The organism is Aeromonas sp., from assembly GCF_050252055.1.
Classification (GTDB): Bacteria; Pseudomonadota; Gammaproteobacteria; order Enterobacterales; family Aeromonadaceae; genus Aeromonas; species Aeromonas caviae.
Genome location: NZ_JBFWLQ010000004.1, coordinates 15,480 through 31,811, shown reverse-complemented (window position 1 = coordinate 31,811; position 16,332 = coordinate 15,480). Strand labels below are relative to the sequence as shown.

Genomic DNA, 16,332 nt, shown 5'->3' with positions numbered 1-16,332 from the left:
GGCGTTACCAGCTCAGTTTGTTGGCGGACGGGGTCAGCTCGGCCGCGGTCTGGCCGGTGGGCAGTATGCCCTGCACGCTCAGCTTCTCCAGGCTCGGGTAGAGGCTGAACAGGGTGGCCTCGAGACCGGTGAGCTTGGCCGGGGTAGCGCAGGTGTAGGTGTACATGGCTCCCATGTCCGCATGGCCCGCGTCGTCGTGATGGTGTTCATCGTGAGCGCCATCAGCCTTGTCGTGCTCGTGCTCGTGCTCGTGCTCATGGTCATGATCTTCCTTGGCGGCCTGCAGCTCTTGCTGGGTCAGCTTGCAGCCGGCGGCCGGGTCGAAACGGAAGAGGGCGTCGGGCTGCTGGAGGCGGGCCACCGCCTTGGCATACTGCGTTTTCTCCTCATCGGTGTTGGCGGCATGCTCGAAGCCCACCAGATCGGCGGCAGGGGCCTGCAACTCGATCATCAGCTGGTTGCCGTCGAGTACCAGGTTGAGGTGGCCGTGACCGTGCTCATGGGCACCGTGGCTGTGGCTTTCGTGTTCGTCGTGATTGGCCTGGGCGCCGAAGGCGGCAGCGGCCAGCAACAGGGTGACTGCTTTCATCGTTAATCCTTTTGAATAAATAGAGAAAAGATTGGTTCAAAAAAAGAAACAATGAAGGGGCGGCGGGGCGCGGATACGGCGATGTCCCGTGGTGCCGGTGGCCGCCCTCGGTTGGGGAGTGCCGATATACCGGTCGATGCCAGAGGAGAGGGGAGGGAGTACGGGGGTCGGCGTCAGTGCCAGCTTGCCATCCAGATGCAGGACGCAGAGGGTGCAGGCATGACCGTGATCGGGCAGGGCTGCTTCAAGAGGGTGCTGTGCCAGCGCCGGTTGCATCCACAACCAGCCCAGCAGCAACACCCAGATTGTCAGTGTGGAACGACCCATAGACCCTTGTGGAAAGGGCGCCATCAGCGCCCTTCTCTCTGATTCAGAGATGGGACTGGATGAGCCCCATCACCTTGGTTATCTCGGCGGCATCGAGCTGGCCATCTTTGGCAAACAGCACCTTGCCCTCTTTATCCAGCAGTATGATGGCCGAACTTTCCGGGGTGAGCGCCCAGGCGTTGCGGGCCATCCCCTTGGCATCCAGCACCATGGCGGACCAGGGGAACTCTTTCTTGCTGTCCTCGGCACTGCTCTTCACGAAACCGGACGTGCCCCAGATGGCGTCATTGCTGTTGATGATGGTGACGGTCTGGTACTTGTCGTGGGGCAGCTTGGCCGCCTTGATCGCCTCGATCATGGGGGCATTGAGCTCCTTGGCGCTGGAGCGCCCCGCGATGTGCTGGATCAGGAAGACCTTGCCGGTCAGGACCTTGCTCTGCCAGGGCTGATAGCTGATCTCCTTCTCCTTGAGCACCAGCTCCCCCTTGTCGCTGATGTTGACCAGCGGCACCTGGGTTGATTCCTTGATGTTGTGGGCCATGACCAGGGTTGGCAGCAGCGCCAGAGTAAGCACGAGATGTTTCATCCAGATGACACTCCTTTGTGATGTTATAACGATTTTTGGGTCGAGGGAATGGGACCCTGAACATCCTAAACTGATCGGATCTGTTTAAAAAGTGTTAAATAATGCAGGGTGCGACGGTGATCTTGTCAACATGGGCGCCATCCCCCCAATGACGGCGGCAAGGATGGCATGTCATCCATCAAAAGCAAGTGATGGTCAGAAGAGGCTAGTAGAGCGGTTCGCTGATCAAGGGAATCTGGGCCATCGTCATCTGCTGGGCCAGCAGGGGAGAACCGGTGAGCAGCACGTGGCGCTGATTGCCGATCACCAGGGTGTCTCCCTCAAGGCCGCTGTCGGCCGTGATGGCGAGCCAGGCCGGCGAGACGCTGCCGATGCTGATGTTCGGATAGATGATGCTGAGGCTGTACTGGGGCGCCAGCTCCGCCAGCAGACTGGCCATGAGCAGCGCCTTCTCGTCGCTGTCGGCCTTGTTGTCCTGCAGGGCCTGCAAGGGCGGAGCGAAGTGGTCCATCTGCTCGGGGGGGGTGGGGATGCCGCTCAGCCACTCCTGCAGCAGGGTTACGCTGGTGGCGAGATCCTTGGCCGAAAACTGCTGTGCCAGGGGTTTGAGGTCTCCCTTGAACTGATAGAACAGCTGGGAGTAGTTGGGGCGCACACAGGGCAGCTTCTGGTTGGCCGGGTGCACGCAGGGCTGGACCCGCATCTCGTAGAAGGCGTCCTCCTGATATTGCCGGTAGGCCTGCCAGAACTGGGCGGATTCGAGGCTGCTGTCGTGCAGGGTAAAGGCCTGTTCCAGGTTGCGGAACTTGGTGGCCGTCTCCGGGCTGTGCTGGTTGATCTGGTTGATGCTGTTGTAGAGGCGCGGACTGATGTAGGAGTAGAGTGTTTCCAGCGGGAAGTTGAGGGCGGTGTCGAGCTGTGTCATCTCGTGACGGCTGGCTGAAAAGGTGCGCTCATCCGCCGTCAATTGCAGGTGCTTTTGCTGACCATCCGCAGATTGCCACTGCCAGCTCAGGTTGATCTCGTTGGCCTGCGCCATGGTGCCGAAGAGCAGACTGCACAGAAAGCCTTGTGCCAGTTTCATGGTGCGCCTCCGCCTGGGTTGATAATAAACAACTAGGTGAGTGACCGGCATTTGGATTGGTCTGGTGACAGATATATTGGTAATTATCTGATCTGACTTTAAATTTAATTCAGGAAATAAGTCATGGGGGAAATCATCATGAAGCTTGTTTCACGGTTTCTGCTGATATTGGTGGCCACGCCGGCGCTGGCGGGGCAGGTCATCGTCAATCAGGGATTGTCCAGCGCGGATACCTTCGCCCTGCGGGATCAGCTGGCCCGGGAGCATGAATGGCAGGAGTGGCTGCGCTTCCAGCAGGCCATCAAGTGGCTGGAGGTGCTGCCGGTCAACTGCGATCTGGTGGGAGGTGCCGGTCAGGAATATCGCTGCGGTGATGACTATTACCGCCCCTATCGGCAAAACGGGCGCGACCTCTATATCCAGGGGGATCCCCCCGGAGCGTCCCCGCAACGACCAATAAAAAAGGCGCCATAAGGCGCCTTTTTTGCGAGGAATACGCTTATTTTGCAGCGTAACGCTCGGCAGAGGTCTTGATTTCGGCTTCGGCAGCGGCCTTGTCGCCCCAACCTTCCACTTTGACCCACTTGCCCGCTTCCAGCTCTTTGTAGCGCTCGAAGAAGTGCTGGATCTGGGCTTTCAGCAGCTCGGGCAGATCGTTCACATCCTGGATGTGATCGTACTGCTTGGTCAGCTTGGAGTGGGGTACGGCCACGATCTTGGCATCTTCGCCAGATTCGTCGGTCATCTTCAGCACGCCGACCGGGCGGCAGCGGATGACGGAGCCGGCCAGCAGCGGGTAGGGAGTCGGAACCAGCACGTCGACCGGATCCCCGTCCAGGGACAGGGTGGCGTTCACGTAACCGTAGTTGCACGGGTAGAACATCGGGGTGGACATGAAACGGTCAACGAAGATGGCGCCGCTGTCCTTGTCGACTTCGTATTTGATCGGGTCGGCGTTCTGCGGGATTTCGATGATGACGTAGATGTCGTCAGGCAGGCTCTTGCCGGCCGGTACCAGGTTCAGGCTCATGACGTTTCCTTTGAGTGTTGGAGTCAAGTTTGCAGGCCGACATTATAGCGATGTCCCGTCAAATGACCATATTTCAAGGGCCGGGTGGCGTGCTGGAGGGTGGCTTTTACCCGCGCTTGCCCGATTTCTGTCGTCTGCGGGCGCGGATGCCTTCGCTCCCCATGGGCGCGGCTTGTGCCATCGGGTCAACAGACCCTAGAATGCGCACTCCCTTTACTGGAAAAGGCAGCGGTATGCACATTCACATTCTCGGGATCTGCGGCACCTTCATGGGTGGTCTGGCGGTGTTGGCAAAACAGCTTGGCTATCGGGTGACCGGCTCCGACGCCAACGTCTATCCCCCCATGAGCACCCAGCTCGAGCAACAGGGCATCGAACTGACCGAAGGCTACGACCCCTCCCAGCTCGATCCGGCGCCGGATCTGGTGGTGATCGGCAATGCCATGAGCCGTGGCAACCCCTGTGTGGAATATGTGCTGGACCGCAATCTGCCCTATATCTCCGGCCCCCAGTGGCTGCTGGAGCACGTGCTGAAAGATCGCTGGGTGCTGGCCGTCGCGGGCACCCATGGCAAGACCACCACCGCCAGCATGCTGGCCTGGGTGCTGGAGTATGCCAAGCTGGAACCCGGTTTCCTCATCGGCGGCGTGCCGGGCAACTTCCCGGTTTCCGCCCGTCTCGGCTCGGCTCCCTTCTTTGTGATTGAAGCGGACGAATATGACTGCGCCTTCTTCGACAAGCGATCCAAGTTTGTCCACTATCACCCGCGCACCCTGGTGATGAACAACCTGGAGTTCGACCACGCGGACATCTTCCCGGATCTCGCCGCCATCCAGCGCCAGTTCCACCACCTGATGCGCACAGTGCCGAGCAACGGCCGGGTGCTCTTCCCCAAAGGTGATGACAACCTTACCGCCGTGCGCGAGATGGGCTGCTGGAGCGAGGTGGAGCTGGTGGGCCAGGACGGCGCCAAGTGGAAGGCGGTGAAGCTGGCCGATGACGGCTCCGCCTTCGAGGTGTGGCTGGATGGCGTGAAACAGGGGGAGGTGCACTGGGAGTGCATCGGAGAGCACAACGTCAACAACGGTCTGATGGCCATCGCCGCTGCCCGCCATGCCGGTGTCATGGTGGAGCACGGGATCAACGCCCTCTGCCAGTTCAAGTCCCCCAAGCGGCGCATGGAGCTGAAAGGGGAAGTGGCCGGCATCAGCGTCTATGACGACTTCGCCCACCACCCCACCGCCATCGAGACCACCCTGGGTGGACTGCGCGCCAAGGTGGGCAAGGCCCGCATCCTGGCAGTGCTGGAGCCCCGCTCCAACACCATGAAGCTCGGGGTTCACAAGGAGGAGCTGGCCGGTTGCTTCGACGGTGCCGACGAGGTGTTCTTCTTCCAGCCCCCCAACATCGGCTGGGATCTGGGGGAGGTGACGGCCCACATGACCCGGCCTGCCCGGGTATTCGAGGCCCTTGATGCCCTGATTGGCGCCCTGGTGGCCGAGAGCCGCCCAGGGGATCATATTCTGATCATGAGCAACGGCGGGTTCGGCGGCATTCACGACAAGCTGATCGCCCGCCTCAAGGAGCTGCAGAGCGCATCATGAACAAGGCCATCACCCTGGCGCTGACCGGCGCCTCCGGCGCTCCCTATGCCCTGCGCCTGCTGGAATGCCTGGTGCAGGCGGACTATCGGGTCTTCCTGCTCGCCTCCTCGGCGGCCAGGGTTGTGCTCAAGACCGAGCAGCAGCAGGATTGGCCGGGCTCCCCCAAGGAGCTGTCGGCGTACCTCTGTCGCCATTATGGTGCCAAAGAGGGTCAGATCGTCGCCTGTGGCAAGGAGGAGTGGTTCTCGCCGGTGGCTTCCGGCTCGGCGGCCCCCAAACAGATGGTGGTCTGCCCCTGCTCCATGGGCACCGTCTCGGCCATTGCCAACGGCACCTCGGACAACCTGCTGGAGCGCGCGGCGGACGTGGTGATCAAGGAGCGGGGCCAGCTGATTCTGGTGCCCCGGGAGAGCCCCTTCTCGGCGATCCATCTGGAGAACATGCTCAAGCTTGCCCGTCTTGGCGTGACCATCATGCCGGCGGCGCCAGGGTTCTACCATGAACCCAAAAGCATCGAAGATCTGGTGGACTTCATGGTCGCCCGCATCCTCGACCACCTGGGTGTCGAGCATGAGTTGACCAGTCGCTGGGGTTATGCAAACCACTGATACGGCGGGGAGCGGACAAAAAAGCGGCGCCGGGCTGTAAAGCCCGGCGCCGCTTTGTCAACATCTGCACGAGTCAGCTGGCCTGGATGGGGGCCGTCACGTACTTGAACAGGAAATCAGTCACCTCTTCCCGGCTCGGACGCTGCGGCTGATTGATCATCTGCATCATCACATAGCCAAAACCGGTCAGGGAGCGGGCCAGATCCTGCGCCGACAGCACGCTCTGAATCTCGCCGTTGTCGATGGCCCGTTGCAGGTGGGGGGCAATGCGCTCCAGCGCCTTGTCCAGCAGCCGGGTGTAGCGAGGCCACACTTCTTCCCGCACCGAGGAGCTCCACTCCAGCCAGATGCTGGCGTGATCGGGCTTGTCATAGGCGGCGTCAACGAACAGCTTCACGTGGCGGTGAATGCTCTCCCTGGCGGAGCCCTGACCGTTGTAGGCCTGTTCGAGGATCTGCTGTACGAAGGCTTCGATTTCTGTCAGCACTTCGTCGACCAGATCTTCACGAGTATTGAAATAGTTAAAAACGGTCGCAACCGAGACCTTTGCCTGTTCGGCTATTTCGGCATGCCCCGCACGGCCGATGCCGCGACGGGAAAATACCTCGACGGCACACTCCATCAATTGATCACGGCGAGCCTCCGGTGAAAGCCGGGTTCGACGTCTTATTTCTGCGCGTGGTTCCATAGTTTTTTCATCTAATAGTTATTGATTATGGTGTTTATAGTATTGTCACCGATAATGCCCGAAGGCTTGCTAACTCTATCAATTAAAATAAGCCGATAAAAGCATCACGTATGCCTGACGCCCACTGGTTGGAGTGGTAGAATCCTCGGTTTTGACGTTAATGAACGGCCAATAACCCTTTGGTCATTATTGGAGTATGTGATGAAACACATTGTCGAGGTGATGATCCCCGAGGCCGAGGTTGCAGCCCGGATCGCCACGCTGGGTGAAGAGATTACCGCCCGTTACCAGGGCTCCGAGGAAGTGGTCATGATCGGCCTGCTGCGCGGCTCCTGCGTCTTCCTGGCGGATCTCTGCCGTCAGTGCCAATTGCCCATCACCCTGGACTTTATGACTGCCTCCAGCTACGGCTCCGGTATGCACAGCACCCGTGACGTGCGCATCCTCAAGGATCTGGATGACGACATCAAAGGCAAGGACGTGGTGATCGTGGAGGACATCATCGACACCGGTTACACCCTCAACAAGGTGCGCGAGATCCTCTCTCTGCGCGAGCCGAAATCCCTGGCCATCTGCACCCTGCTGGACAAACCGTCCCGCCGCGAGGTTCAGGTGCCGGTGGACTGGCTTGGCTTCTCCATCCCGGACGAGTTCGTGGTGGGCTGTGGCATTGACTACGCCCAGAAGTACCGTAACCTGCCTTTCATCGGCAAGGTGGTACCGCAAGAGTAAGCCGGGTCCGAAGTAGCAAGGCAGGCTGGCCGGCCCGCCATCGACTGTCTTCAGGCGGCGTCACAGCCGCCTTTTCTGTCTCGAGATGGGCTCATCCATCACAGGGGTTGCAATGAACGCATTGGAAATCAGCGGTCTGAAGAAGACCTATCAGGGGGGCGTCGAAGCCCTCAAGGGCATCGATCTCACCGTCAAACAGGGGGATTTCTTCGCCCTGCTCGGTCCCAACGGGGCGGGCAAATCCACCACCATCGGCGTGATCAGCTCACTGGTCAACAAGAGTGCCGGCAAGGTGAAGGTATTCGGTCATGACATCGATACCGATCTGGAGCTGGCCAAGTCCCAGCTCGGCCTGGTGCCCCAGGAGTTCAACTTCAGCCAGTTCGAGAAGGTGAGCCAGATAGTGACTCACCAGGCCGGTTTCTATGGAGTGCCGCGGGCCGAGGCCAAGGTGCGCGCCGAGAAGTACCTGCGTCAGCTCGATCTGTGGGACAAGCGCGACATGGCGGCCCGCACTCTCTCCGGTGGCATGAAGCGCCGGTTGATGATTGCCCGCGCCCTGATGCATGAGCCCAAGCTGCTGATCCTGGATGAGCCGACCGCCGGGGTGGACATCGAGATCCGCCGTTCCATGTGGAGTTTCCTCAAGGATCTCAACGAGCAGGGGGTGACCATCATCCTGACCACCCACTACCTGGAAGAGGCCGAGATGCTGTGCCGCAACATCGGCATCATCGACAAGGGCCGTCTCATCGAGAACACCAGCATGAAGAGCCTGCTCGGCAAGCTGGGTCGCGAGACCTTCCTGCTGGATCTGGTGCCGGGCTCCAGCGTTCCGGCCCTGCCCGAGTTCAACGGCCGGATGCAGGATGAGAACACCCTGGAAGTGGAGCTGGAGAAGAGCCAGTCCCTCAACAGCCTGTTCGAGCAGCTCTCCGCCCAGGGTGTGAAGGTGCTCAGCATGCGCAACAAGGCGAACCGGCTGGAAGAGCTGTTCGTCAATCTGGTAGAGGAGGGTCGCAAAGCATGAACCCCATGACCTATTACATCGCCTTCAAGAGCATTCTGGCCAAGGAAGTGAGCCGCTTCACCCGGATCTGGATCCAGACCCTGGTGCCGCCCGCCATCACCATGAGCCTCTACTTCGTCATCTTCGGCAACCTCATCGGCTCGCGCATCGGTGACATGGGTGGCTTCAGCTACATGGAGTTCATCGTGCCCGGCCTCATCATGATGTCGGTCATCACCAACTCCTACTCCAACGTCGCCTCCTCCTTCTACAGCGCCAAGTTCCAGCGCAACGTGGAGGAGCTGCTGGTGGCGCCGGTGCCCAACTACATCATCATCGCGGGGTATGTGGGCGGTGGCGTGGCGCGCGGCCTCTGTGTCGGCCTCATCGTCACCCTGGTGTCGCTGTTCTTCGTGCCGCTGCAGATCCATCACCTGTTCAGTGTCTGCGTGACCGTGCTGCTCACCTCCATCCTCTTCTCCCTGGGGGGGCTCATCAACGCGGTGTTCGCGAAGTCGTTCGATGACATCAGCATCATCCCGACCTTCATCCTGACTCCCCTGACCTATCTGGGGGGCGTCTTCTACTCCATCACCCTGCTGCCGCCGTTCTGGCAGGGGGTTTCCCAGGTGAACCCCATCATCTACATGGTGAACGCGTTCCGCTACGGCTTCCTCGGGATCTCAGACGTGCCCCTCGGCACCGCCTATCTCATCATCATCGGCTTCATCCTGGTACTCTACGGGATGGCCTGGTGGCTCATCTCCCGCGGCACCGGTCTGCGCCACTGAGGCGCACACCCGCCAGCAAAAAGGCGCCCTCGGGCGCCTTTTTATTTGCACGTTTCGGCCTCAGAGGGCCGGGGCATCGTAGTCCGCGGGCTCGTCGCTGTAGACGCAGACGTTCCACTTGGCCGCGAGGCCATCATCCGCGAGGCAGTAGCGCTCGAAGAAGGCCTTGATACCGGCGCGCTGGCAGTGGGCCTCGAAGCTCGCCATGTCGCGCCAGATCTCGTTGAAGACGATGGGGAAGCTCTCCCCCTCGGCAAAGGGGCTCTGGATATGGCGGGTGACGATGTACTGCAGGCAGCCATCTTCACGCAGGGTGTCGGGCTCGAGCCCTTGCAGGACGCGGAACAGTGCCTGCTCCTGGCCCGGCTTGGGCTGGAACTGGGCGATGCAGTAAACCTTCTTGGACATCGTGGTCTCCTTGCCGTGTCTCAACCCCGCAGGGCGACGACCCGGTTGTCGATGAGGCGGGCCTTGCCCAGATAGGCGGCCATCAGGATCACCAGGCGCTGGCTCTCGGCGCTGGCGGATTCCAGGGTGTCGGCATCGACGATGTCGATGGCATCCGTCCTGAATCCCGCGTTGTCGAGGCGTTGGCTGGCCTGGGCAACCAGGGAGGGGAGGTGACTGTTCCCCGCTTCAATCTGCTCGGCAATCCAGTTCATGGTGCGCGCGAGCTCGGGGGCAATGGCCCGTTCGGCAGCGGTCAGATAGCCGTTGCGCGAAGAGAGGGCCAGCCCGTCTTCGGCCCGCACGGTCGGCACGCCCACGATCTCGATGGGCATGGCCATGTCGGCCACCATCTTGCGAATGAGCGCGAGCTGCTGGTAATCCTTCTCGCCAAAGCAGGCCACGTTCGGCTGTACCAGATTGAACAGCTTGGTGACCACGGTGCTGACCCCGCGAAAATGCCCCGGACGCAGCGCCCCTTCCAGCAGGCTGGAGATGCCGGGCACCTCGACGAAGGTCTGGCTGGCGAGCCCCTGGGGATACATGATCTCCGGCGTCGGGGTGAAGACCAGGTCCACACCGGCGGCCTCCAGGGCGGCGCAATCCTGCTCCAGGGTGCGGGGGTAGTTGGCGAGATCCTCGGCCTTGTCGAACTGCAAGGGGTTCACAAAGATGCTGACCACCACCTTGTCGCCATGGCGGCGGGCCACCTCGACCAGGGTGAGATGACCCTGATGCAGATTGCCCATAGTGGGCACGAATGCGATGGCGCGGCCTTCGCGATGCCATTGACCGATCTGCTCGCGCAGCGCGGCGGGATTGTTCACAACCAACATCGTCAGTTCACCTTCAGATGAATCAATAAAAGAGGGGGCCGTCAGGGGGGAGGGCGAGACGGGGGCACAGGCCCCCGCGCGCATGACGACAGAAAGTCAGTTGAAGCAGTGCTCGGGGCCGGGGAAGGTCCCCTCGCTCACCTGCTGCACGTAGAGACGAATGGCGGCACGCATGTCACCGGTCTCGGCCAGGAAGTTCTTGGTGAACTTGGGCACATAACCGGAGGTGATGCCGAAGGCATCGTGCATCACCAGGATCTGGCCGTCGGTGGCAGGGCCGGCACCGATGCCGATCACCGGAATGCGCAGCGCCTTGGTGATGCGCTCTGCCAGAGAGACGGGCACGCACTCGAGCACCAGCAACTGGATGCCGGCCGCCTGCAGCTCCAGCGCCTGGCGGTAGATCTCCTGGGCGTGGAACTCGTCGCGCCCCTGCACCTTGAAGCCGCCAAACACGTGGACGGATTGCGGGGTCAGGCCGAGATGGCCGCACACCGGCACCCCGTTGCGGGTCAGGTGGCGGATGGAGTCGCACAGCCAGTCCCCCCCTTCCATCTTCACCATGCGGGCACCGGCCGCCATCAGGCGCGCCGCGTTCTGGTAGGTCTGCTCCGGGGTGGCGTAGCTCATGAACGGCATGTCGGTCACCACCAGGGCATTGGTGGTGCCGCGCACCACGCAGCGGGTGTGATAGACCATCTCGTCCATGCTGACCGCCAGGGTGTCGTCTCCGCCCTGCAATACCATGCCGAGGGAGTCGCCGATGAGCAGCACCTGGGCGCCCTCGTCGTCGAACAGCTTGGCGAAGGTGGCGTCATAGGCGGTGATGGCGGTGATTTTCTGTCCGTCCTGCTTCATCTTCTGCAGGTGGGTAATGGTGATCTTGCTCATTACGTTGTTCCTACTCTTCTCTACTCGCCTGCTGCATCGGCCAGGATCGCGAGTCCATTGCGCGGGCAGCGGGCAACCAGTTCGGTGAGCGGGGTGCCGCAGGGCAGCACCAGGGAGGGGGCTATCTCGGCAAGGGGCAGCAGGACGAACTCCCGCTCCTTCATGCCATAGTGAGGCACCGTCAGGCGCTCATGTCGGATGACCTCGTCGCCGTACAGCAGCAGATCGAGATCCAGGGTCCGGGGGCCCCAGCGCTCATCTTTGCGCACTCGTCCCTGTGCCTGCTCGATGCGCTGCAGCTCGTCCAGTAGCGCCAGAGGGCTGAGGCGGGTAGCAAGGCGCGCCACGGCATTGATGTAGTCCGGCTGATCCGCAGGGCCCATGGGGCGGCTGCCGTAAAGGTGGGAGGTCTGCAGCAGCTCTGACTCGGGCAGGGTCGCCAGCGCGGCGATGGCGCGACGAGCCTGGCCGAGGGGGTCGGCCAGGTTGGAGCCGATGGCGACGAAGACCTCGATCATCGGCGGATCCTTACTCTGCCGACTTCGGCTTGCGGCGACGGGGGCGACGGCGGTTGCGGCCATTGCCGCTGCGCTTCTCGCCATCGTTGCTGCGGGCCTCACCGGCCTGACCGCGCTCACCGCTTGCCGGGCGGCGGGTCGCCTCCCGTTGCAGTTGCGGGCGCACATCCGGGTTGGAGGCCACATAGCGCTCCCACCAGCTCGCCAGCTCGCCGAGGCCGCGCTCGACCCGGTTGCGCAGCAACAGGAAGTCGAAGGCCGCACGGAATTTCGGGTGCTCCATGGCGCGCTCGGGGTGCTTGCCCTGGCGGCGGGTCAGGCGCTGCTGCAGGGCCCAGATGTCGCGCACGTCCGTGGTGAAGCGGCGCGGCACGGCGATGATCCGCACCTGGTTGTCCAGCACCTCGTTGATGGCCAGCATGAAGGCATCGTACCAGGGCAGACCGCTCTCGTTTTCCAGCACGCGGCCGCGGGCCTCGACGGCGCCCCACAGCAGGGTGGCGTAGAGGAAGGCGGGGGTGACGCGCTTCTCTTCACGGACCCGGGTATCGGTGTCCATCAGCGCCTGCTCGATGAACTGCTCGTAGGGCGAGTTGCCGTGGGGCGTGAACAGGGCGGCTACCTGGGGGAACAGCGGCTGGAACAGCCCGTATTCCCGCAGCAGCTTGTAGGTGGCCAGACCGTCCCCCGCCAGGAACAACTTGAGGGTCTCCTCGAACAGGCGGGCGGCCGGGATGTCCTGCAGCAGCGGGGCCAGCTCCCGGATGGGCGCGGCGGTGCGCGGGCTGATGGTCATGTCCAGCTTGGCGGCGAAGCGCACGGCACGCAGCATGCGCACCGGATCTTCCCGGTAGCGGGTCTCGGGGTCGCCGATGAGCTCCAGTCTGCGCGCGGCCAGGTCTTCCAGCCCACCCTCGAAATCGTGCAGGGTGAAATCCTTGGCGCTGTAGTAGAGAGCGTTGACGGTAAAGTCGCGACGCTCGGCATCCTCTTCGATGGTGCCGTAGACGTTGTCCCGCAGCAGCATGCCTTCATCGGACTGGGCCGACACATGCTTGCTGGTATTGACCTGATGGTGGTGACCCCGGAAGGTGGCCACTTCGATCACGTCACGACCAAAGACGATGTGGGCCAGGCGGAAACGGCGGCCGATGAGGCGGCAGTTGCTGAACAGCGCCTTGATCTGCTCCGGCGTCGCGTCGGTGGCGATGTCGAAATCCTTGGGGGTCTTCCCGAGCAGCAGGTCACGGACGCCGCCGCCGACCAGGTAGGCCTCATAGCCCCCCTTGTTCAGGCGATAGAGCACCTTGAGGGCATTCTCGCTGATCTCTTTGCGCGAAATCGGGTGCTGGTCACGGCTCAAGGTACGGCGCTGTCCGGCGACACGGGCCGGAATGGGGGACTCCACCGACTGCTCGCCGTCTTCCTTGCCGAGCACTTTGCGGCAAAAGTTTGCGATCTGGGAAAAAATGGTACACCTCGTTATGACTTCAAATTGACGGGAGGCCAAAAAAATAGCGGCCTATCATAGCTCAGCCCCAACCAAATGAGAAACGGTGTGGCCTGCTTCCCCTTGATTGGTCCTTTTGGGGCAAGAAATGCAGCCGGGGGCTAGCTTTGCCCTTGCGGGATCTTCTGCTGGCGGGGTACCCGGGCCAGCTGCCAGTGGGCGATGCCCCAGCCGATGATCTCGTCGATCCGGCTCGCCATCAGCTCGGGCGGCGGGCACTGACCGAGAAAATGCAGTGCCTGCCACAGGGCCGGTCGTACCTCGTCCTGCGACAGCGCCGGCGCATGGTTCTGCTTGGAGAGCTTGTTGCCATCCGCTTGCACCGCCAGCGGCAGGTGCACCCAGGCGGGCACCTCTGCCCCCAGGGTCTGGTAGAGGGCTATCTGGCGCACCGTGGGCTCCAGCAGATCGGCGCCGCGGACGATCTCGGTGATGCCGCTGTCCATGTCATCCACCACCACCGCCAGGTTGTAGGCGTAGAGCCCGTCCCGGCGGCGCACGATGAAGTCCTCCTCCGCCAGCGCCGCGGGGACGGTGATCTCTCCCTGCAGCGCATCCTCGAACCGATAGACCGGGTGGTGCTGGCGCAAACGGGCGGCACACCCCTCGGCGGTCAGCCCCAGGGTGCGGCAATGACCGTTGTAGACCCCCCCTGCGGCCATGATTTCGCGTCGGGTACAGCGGCACCAGTAGAGATCCCCGGCTCGATAGAGCTGATCGATGATCTCGTCATAGCGGCCATGGCGCGCGCTCTGGAACATCACCTCCCCATCCCAGCCAAGACCGTGTGCCTCCAGGGTGGTGAGGATAAGGTCAGCCGCTCCCGGCATCTCCCGCGGGGGGTCGATGTCTTCGATGCGCACCAGCCAGCGTCCCTGCTGCGCCCTGGCCTGCAAGAAGCTGCCAAGGGCGGCGACCAGGGAGCCGAAGTGGAGCGGGCCGGACGGTGAGGGGGCGAAGCGGCCCACATAGGGGCGTCGGGAGGGGGGGGATGTCATGACCATGGCAATTCGGGTAGGCGATGCATTGAGGCTGCATTCTGGGACGGCCCGACCAAAAGCTCAATAAAAAAGGGAGCCTGGGCTCCCTTTTCGTTTCTGTGGATGGGCGGCATCAGCCAGCCATCTGTTTTTCCTTGATCTCGGCCAGCGTCTTGCAGTCCACGCAGAGGTCTGCGGTCGGACGGGCTTCCAGACGGCGGATGCCGATCTCGATGCCGCAATGCTCGCAGTAACCGAAGTCATCTTCTTCGAGCAGCAGCAAGGTTTTCTCGATCTTCTTGATCAGCTTGCGTTCACGGTCGCGGGTGCGCAGTTCGAGAGCAAACTCTTCTTCTTGCGCGGCGCGATCCACGGGATCCGGGAAGTTGGCAGCCTCATCCTTCATGTGGTCGACGGTGCGGTCAACTTCCTGCATCAGTTGGTTGCGCCAGGCTCCCAGGATCTTGCGAAAATGTACCTTCTGTTGGTCATTCATGTACTCCTCACCGGCTTTCATCTGGTAAGGCTCTACACCCGCAATGGCCAGGGGGCCCAGAGATTTCCTGTTTTCGCCTGTTGGCATGCCCTGTCTCCTAATTCAGCACGCTACCCGTGCCATCCATAAATTGAGGGCGACATCTATAGCAGAAGGGTCAACGGGAGGCAAACAAGCCTTATCAATAATGTTACCCACTTCTGCATTTATTCTCTGCCCTCGGGTAGCATATGGTCAGATTCAAATGGGATAAAATCCTGAGCCACCATGCCCTGCACCCCAACATGGGGGCGATAGCATAAAATTTCAACCCCTGCCGCCATCGCCTGTTCAACAAGCTGACTATAGTGCGGATCGATATGGGCTGCAGGGCGCATTCTCGCGATGCCGGAGTGCAATACCATGAACAGCAGCACGGCCCGGTGCCCTGCCGCCTTCATGGCCATCAATTCACGCAAGTGCTTGGCGCCGCGGGTGGTGACCGCATCGGGGAAGTACCCCATGCCGGGTTGCTCCCGCTCGTCGAGCAGGGTGACGGATTTCACCTCGATGTAACAATCCGGTCTGTGGTCATCTTCCAGCAGCAGGTCGATGCGGCTGTTCTCTTCCCCGTATTTCACTTCGGTGCGCAGCCTGGCATAGCCTGCCAGGGGGGCGAGGGCGCCCTGTTCGATGAGCTCCCGGGCGATCTGGTTGGCACGGGCCGTGTTGACGCAGATGAAGTGACCCGCCGGGCTCTCGGCGATTTCCCAACTATTTGGCAGCTTGCGCTTGGGGTTGTCGGATGTGGAGTACCAGACCCGGGTGCCCGGCAGGGCGCAGCCGGTCATGGCACCGGTATTGGCGCAGTGGATGGTGATCACCTCGCCGTTGTCGAGCGTGACATCCGTCAGGAAGCGCTTGTAGCGGGAGATCAGCTGCCCGGACTGCAGGGGGGGATCGAAGATCATGGGGTGAGCTCCTCGCGGTGCGGGTTTTTGACGCGGGCCCGCAGGGGCCAGCAGGCGAGCGGTTCGTAGTGGACGCCGTCCGGCGTGCTGACGGATTGATAGAGGCAGAAGCGATCGGCCCTGAGCAGAAAATCCGGCGCAGGCAGCTCGCCGGGGGCCTCGCCCGCCTTGCGCGACAGGGTGACGTGGGGGCGATAGCCCTGCTCGCCGTTGCCCAGCCCGAGTTTTTCACCGTGGCGGCGCAGTGCCCTCGCGAGCACAGTCAGCTCGTTCGGCCACTCACCGGGCCCCACCCAGGCGGCTTTGGCGCGCTGAAACCAGCCGGTCTGATCCAGATGGACGCTGAAAGGGGGGCAGTGCTGTCGCTCGGCGGCCGCGATCAGGCGAGCCTGGGTCGTTTCGTCGGCCTCCCCGAGAAAGGCCAGGGTCAGGTGCAGGTTGCTCTCGGGCACCGGTTGGCCGGGCCAGGGGCGCTGGTCTCGCCAGGTCGCAAGCTCGGGGGCAAGCTCTGGCAGGGGCAGGGCAAAGAAGAGTTTGGGCATGCGGCGTGTCGGTCCTCGTGATGGGCATCGGATAAGGGCCATTCTATGGCAGCCGCTCCCGGGATGTCTTGCCGTGTTGCACCTGACGCTTCCTGCCCCTGTCCGGCAGGGGCG

21 protein-coding genes are annotated in these 16,332 nt (G+C 62.1%); 6 read left to right on the top strand and 15 right to left on the bottom strand.

What is annotated here, in order from left to right:
* Positions 1 to 4: 4 nt before the first annotated feature.
* From AB7E19_RS08260 to AB7E19_RS08245, 4 genes are all read right to left on the bottom strand, one after another.
* Positions 5 to 589, bottom strand: coding sequence for a DUF2796 domain-containing protein (locus tag AB7E19_RS08260; RefSeq protein ID WP_322131827.1), 585 nt, complete (start codon positions 587 to 589; stop codon positions 5 to 7).
* A 36-nt stretch (positions 590 to 625) separates the two neighbouring features.
* Entirely contained in the window at positions 626 to 916 is a 291-nt protein-coding gene (locus tag AB7E19_RS08255; RefSeq protein ID WP_080768013.1) for a hypothetical protein, read from the bottom strand.
* A gap of 43 nt (positions 917 to 959) precedes the next feature.
* Entirely contained in the window at positions 960 to 1,502 is a 543-nt protein-coding gene (locus AB7E19_RS08250) for a YtfJ family protein (RefSeq protein WP_010675585.1), read from the bottom strand.
* A 205-nt stretch (positions 1,503 to 1,707) separates the two neighbouring features.
* On the bottom strand, positions 1,708 to 2,586 hold the full coding sequence (locus AB7E19_RS08245) for a hypothetical protein (protein ID WP_010675584.1): 879 nt from the start codon (positions 2,584 to 2,586) through the stop codon (positions 1,708 to 1,710).
* Between the two features lie 123 nt (positions 2,587 to 2,709).
* Between AB7E19_RS08245 and AB7E19_RS08240 the strand changes: the two genes are divergently transcribed.
* Positions 2,710 to 3,060, top strand: coding sequence for a hypothetical protein (locus AB7E19_RS08240; RefSeq protein WP_010675583.1), 351 nt, complete (start codon positions 2,710 to 2,712; stop codon positions 3,058 to 3,060).
* Positions 3,061 to 3,085: 25 nt separating this feature from the next.
* Here AB7E19_RS08240 and ppa read toward each other — a convergent pair whose 3' ends face one another.
* Complete coding sequence (gene ppa, locus AB7E19_RS08235; RefSeq protein ID WP_005335667.1) at positions 3,086 to 3,616, bottom strand: inorganic diphosphatase; 531 nt, start codon at positions 3,614 to 3,616, stop codon at positions 3,086 to 3,088.
* Between the two features lie 233 nt (positions 3,617 to 3,849).
* Between ppa and mpl the strand changes: the two genes are divergently transcribed.
* Positions 3,850 to 5,220 carry a UDP-N-acetylmuramate:L-alanyl-gamma-D-glutamyl-meso-diaminopimelate ligase gene (mpl, locus tag AB7E19_RS08230; protein ID WP_322131828.1) on the top strand — a complete coding sequence of 457 codons (1,371 nt, stop codon included), beginning with the start codon at positions 3,850 to 3,852 and terminating at the stop codon, positions 5,218 to 5,220.
* Positions 5,217 to 5,828, top strand: coding sequence for a flavin prenyltransferase UbiX (locus tag AB7E19_RS08225; protein ID WP_167826065.1), 612 nt, complete (start codon positions 5,217 to 5,219; stop codon positions 5,826 to 5,828). The genes mpl and AB7E19_RS08225 overlap by 4 nt, the downstream gene beginning before the upstream one ends.
* Before the next feature lie 73 nt (positions 5,829 to 5,901).
* Here the strand turns inward: AB7E19_RS08225 and AB7E19_RS08220 are convergent, their stop codons facing one another.
* A complete protein-coding gene (locus tag AB7E19_RS08220; RefSeq protein WP_029314803.1) occupies positions 5,902 to 6,516 on the bottom strand; it encodes a TetR/AcrR family transcriptional regulator in 615 nt (204 codons plus the stop codon).
* Between the two features lie 201 nt (positions 6,517 to 6,717).
* Here AB7E19_RS08220 and hpt point away from each other — a divergent pair, with 201 nt between their 5' ends.
* The 3 genes from hpt (at position 6,718) to AB7E19_RS08205 (ending at position 9,048) form a co-directional block, all read left to right on the top strand.
* Positions 6,718 to 7,248 (top strand): hypoxanthine phosphoribosyltransferase, encoded by a 531-nt coding sequence (hpt, locus tag AB7E19_RS08215; RefSeq protein WP_010675579.1) that lies wholly within the window; start codon positions 6,718 to 6,720, stop codon positions 7,246 to 7,248.
* Positions 7,249 to 7,360: 112 nt separating this feature from the next.
* Complete coding sequence (locus AB7E19_RS08210) at positions 7,361 to 8,278, top strand: ABC transporter ATP-binding protein (protein ID WP_045521939.1); 918 nt, start codon at positions 7,361 to 7,363, stop codon at positions 8,276 to 8,278.
* Complete coding sequence (locus AB7E19_RS08205) at positions 8,275 to 9,048, top strand: ABC transporter permease (RefSeq protein ID WP_010675577.1); 774 nt, start codon at positions 8,275 to 8,277, stop codon at positions 9,046 to 9,048. The genes AB7E19_RS08210 and AB7E19_RS08205 overlap by 4 nt, the downstream gene beginning before the upstream one ends.
* 60 nt (positions 9,049 to 9,108) lie before the next feature.
* Here the strand turns inward: AB7E19_RS08205 and AB7E19_RS08200 are convergent, their stop codons facing one another.
* The 9 genes from AB7E19_RS08200 to thpR all read right to left on the bottom strand — a co-directional run bounded on the left by AB7E19_RS08200 (position 9,109) and on the right by thpR (position 16,218).
* Positions 9,109 to 9,456, bottom strand: a complete 348-nt coding sequence (locus tag AB7E19_RS08200; protein WP_010675576.1) for a putative quinol monooxygenase — start codon at positions 9,454 to 9,456, stop codon at positions 9,109 to 9,111.
* 20 nt (positions 9,457 to 9,476) lie between these two features.
* Positions 9,477 to 10,331, bottom strand: coding sequence for a pantoate--beta-alanine ligase (gene panC / locus AB7E19_RS08195; RefSeq protein ID WP_322131848.1), 855 nt, complete (start codon positions 10,329 to 10,331; stop codon positions 9,477 to 9,479).
* Positions 10,332 to 10,427: 96 nt separating this feature from the next.
* Positions 10,428 to 11,222: a 3-methyl-2-oxobutanoate hydroxymethyltransferase gene (panB, locus tag AB7E19_RS08190; protein ID WP_042864977.1), complete on the bottom strand. Its 795-nt coding sequence runs from the start codon at positions 11,220 to 11,222 to the stop codon at positions 10,428 to 10,430.
* Between the two features lie 20 nt (positions 11,223 to 11,242).
* A complete protein-coding gene (gene folK, locus AB7E19_RS08185; RefSeq protein WP_103243684.1) occupies positions 11,243 to 11,740 on the bottom strand; it encodes a 2-amino-4-hydroxy-6-hydroxymethyldihydropteridine diphosphokinase in 498 nt (165 codons plus the stop codon).
* Between the two features lie 10 nt (positions 11,741 to 11,750).
* Complete coding sequence (gene pcnB, locus AB7E19_RS08180; protein WP_052815237.1) at positions 11,751 to 13,250, bottom strand: polynucleotide adenylyltransferase PcnB; 1,500 nt, start codon at positions 13,248 to 13,250, stop codon at positions 11,751 to 11,753.
* Between the two features lie 101 nt (positions 13,251 to 13,351).
* A complete protein-coding gene (gene gluQRS / locus AB7E19_RS08175) occupies positions 13,352 to 14,254 on the bottom strand; it encodes a tRNA glutamyl-Q(34) synthetase GluQRS (RefSeq protein ID WP_322131850.1) in 903 nt (300 codons plus the stop codon).
* Between the two features lie 109 nt (positions 14,255 to 14,363).
* Entirely contained in the window at positions 14,364 to 14,813 is a 450-nt protein-coding gene (dksA, locus tag AB7E19_RS08170; protein WP_029314801.1) for an RNA polymerase-binding protein DksA, read from the bottom strand.
* 119 nt (positions 14,814 to 14,932) lie between these two features.
* A complete protein-coding gene (gene sfsA, locus AB7E19_RS08165; protein ID WP_049635991.1) occupies positions 14,933 to 15,676 on the bottom strand; it encodes a DNA/RNA nuclease SfsA in 744 nt (247 codons plus the stop codon).
* On the bottom strand, positions 15,673 to 16,218 hold the full coding sequence (gene thpR, locus AB7E19_RS08160) for an RNA 2',3'-cyclic phosphodiesterase (RefSeq protein ID WP_039040852.1): 546 nt from the start codon (positions 16,216 to 16,218) through the stop codon (positions 15,673 to 15,675). Before thpR ends, sfsA begins: the two co-directional genes overlap by 4 nt.
* Positions 16,219 to 16,332 lie beyond the last annotated feature (114 nt).

Bases quoted from the DNA above. Each gene is read 5' to 3' on its own strand.
- panC (WP_322131848.1), bottom strand. From the start codon at position 10,331: ATGTTGGTTGTGAACAATCCCGCCGCGCTGCGCGAGCAGATCGGTCAA.
- hpt (WP_010675579.1), top strand. From the start codon at position 6,718: ATGAAACACATTGTCGAGGTGATGATCCCCGAGGCCGAGGTTGCAGCC.
- AB7E19_RS08260 (WP_322131827.1), bottom strand. From the start codon at position 589: ATGAAAGCAGTCACCCTGTTGCTGGCCGCTGCCGCCTTCGGCGCCCAG.
- gluQRS (WP_322131850.1), bottom strand. From the start codon at position 14,254: ATGGTCATGACATCCCCCCCCTCCCGACGCCCCTATGTGGGCCGCTTC.
- AB7E19_RS08255 (WP_080768013.1), bottom strand. From the start codon at position 916: ATGGGTCGTTCCACACTGACAATCTGGGTGTTGCTGCTGGGCTGGTTG.
- AB7E19_RS08245 (WP_010675584.1), bottom strand. From the start codon at position 2,586: ATGAAACTGGCACAAGGCTTTCTGTGCAGTCTGCTCTTCGGCACCATG.
- AB7E19_RS08210 (WP_045521939.1), top strand. From the start codon at position 7,361: ATGAACGCATTGGAAATCAGCGGTCTGAAGAAGACCTATCAGGGGGGC.
- AB7E19_RS08220 (WP_029314803.1), bottom strand. From the start codon at position 6,516: ATGGAACCACGCGCAGAAATAAGACGTCGAACCCGGCTTTCACCGGAG.
- AB7E19_RS08225 (WP_167826065.1), top strand. From the start codon at position 5,217: ATGAACAAGGCCATCACCCTGGCGCTGACCGGCGCCTCCGGCGCTCCC.
- mpl (WP_322131828.1), top strand. From the start codon at position 3,850: ATGCACATTCACATTCTCGGGATCTGCGGCACCTTCATGGGTGGTCTG.
- dksA (WP_029314801.1), bottom strand. From the start codon at position 14,813: ATGCCAACAGGCGAAAACAGGAAATCTCTGGGCCCCCTGGCCATTGCG.
- sfsA (WP_049635991.1), bottom strand. From the start codon at position 15,676: ATGATCTTCGATCCCCCCCTGCAGTCCGGGCAGCTGATCTCCCGCTAC.
- AB7E19_RS08250 (WP_010675585.1), bottom strand. From the start codon at position 1,502: ATGAAACATCTCGTGCTTACTCTGGCGCTGCTGCCAACCCTGGTCATG.
- panB (WP_042864977.1), bottom strand. From the start codon at position 11,222: ATGAGCAAGATCACCATTACCCACCTGCAGAAGATGAAGCAGGACGGA.
- folK (WP_103243684.1), bottom strand. From the start codon at position 11,740: ATGATCGAGGTCTTCGTCGCCATCGGCTCCAACCTGGCCGACCCCCTC.
- AB7E19_RS08200 (WP_010675576.1), bottom strand. From the start codon at position 9,456: ATGTCCAAGAAGGTTTACTGCATCGCCCAGTTCCAGCCCAAGCCGGGC.
- thpR (WP_039040852.1), bottom strand. From the start codon at position 16,218: ATGCCCAAACTCTTCTTTGCCCTGCCCCTGCCAGAGCTTGCCCCCGAG.
- AB7E19_RS08205 (WP_010675577.1), top strand. From the start codon at position 8,275: ATGAACCCCATGACCTATTACATCGCCTTCAAGAGCATTCTGGCCAAG.
- AB7E19_RS08240 (WP_010675583.1), top strand. From the start codon at position 2,710: ATGGGGGAAATCATCATGAAGCTTGTTTCACGGTTTCTGCTGATATTG.
- ppa (WP_005335667.1), bottom strand. From the start codon at position 3,616: ATGAGCCTGAACCTGGTACCGGCCGGCAAGAGCCTGCCTGACGACATC.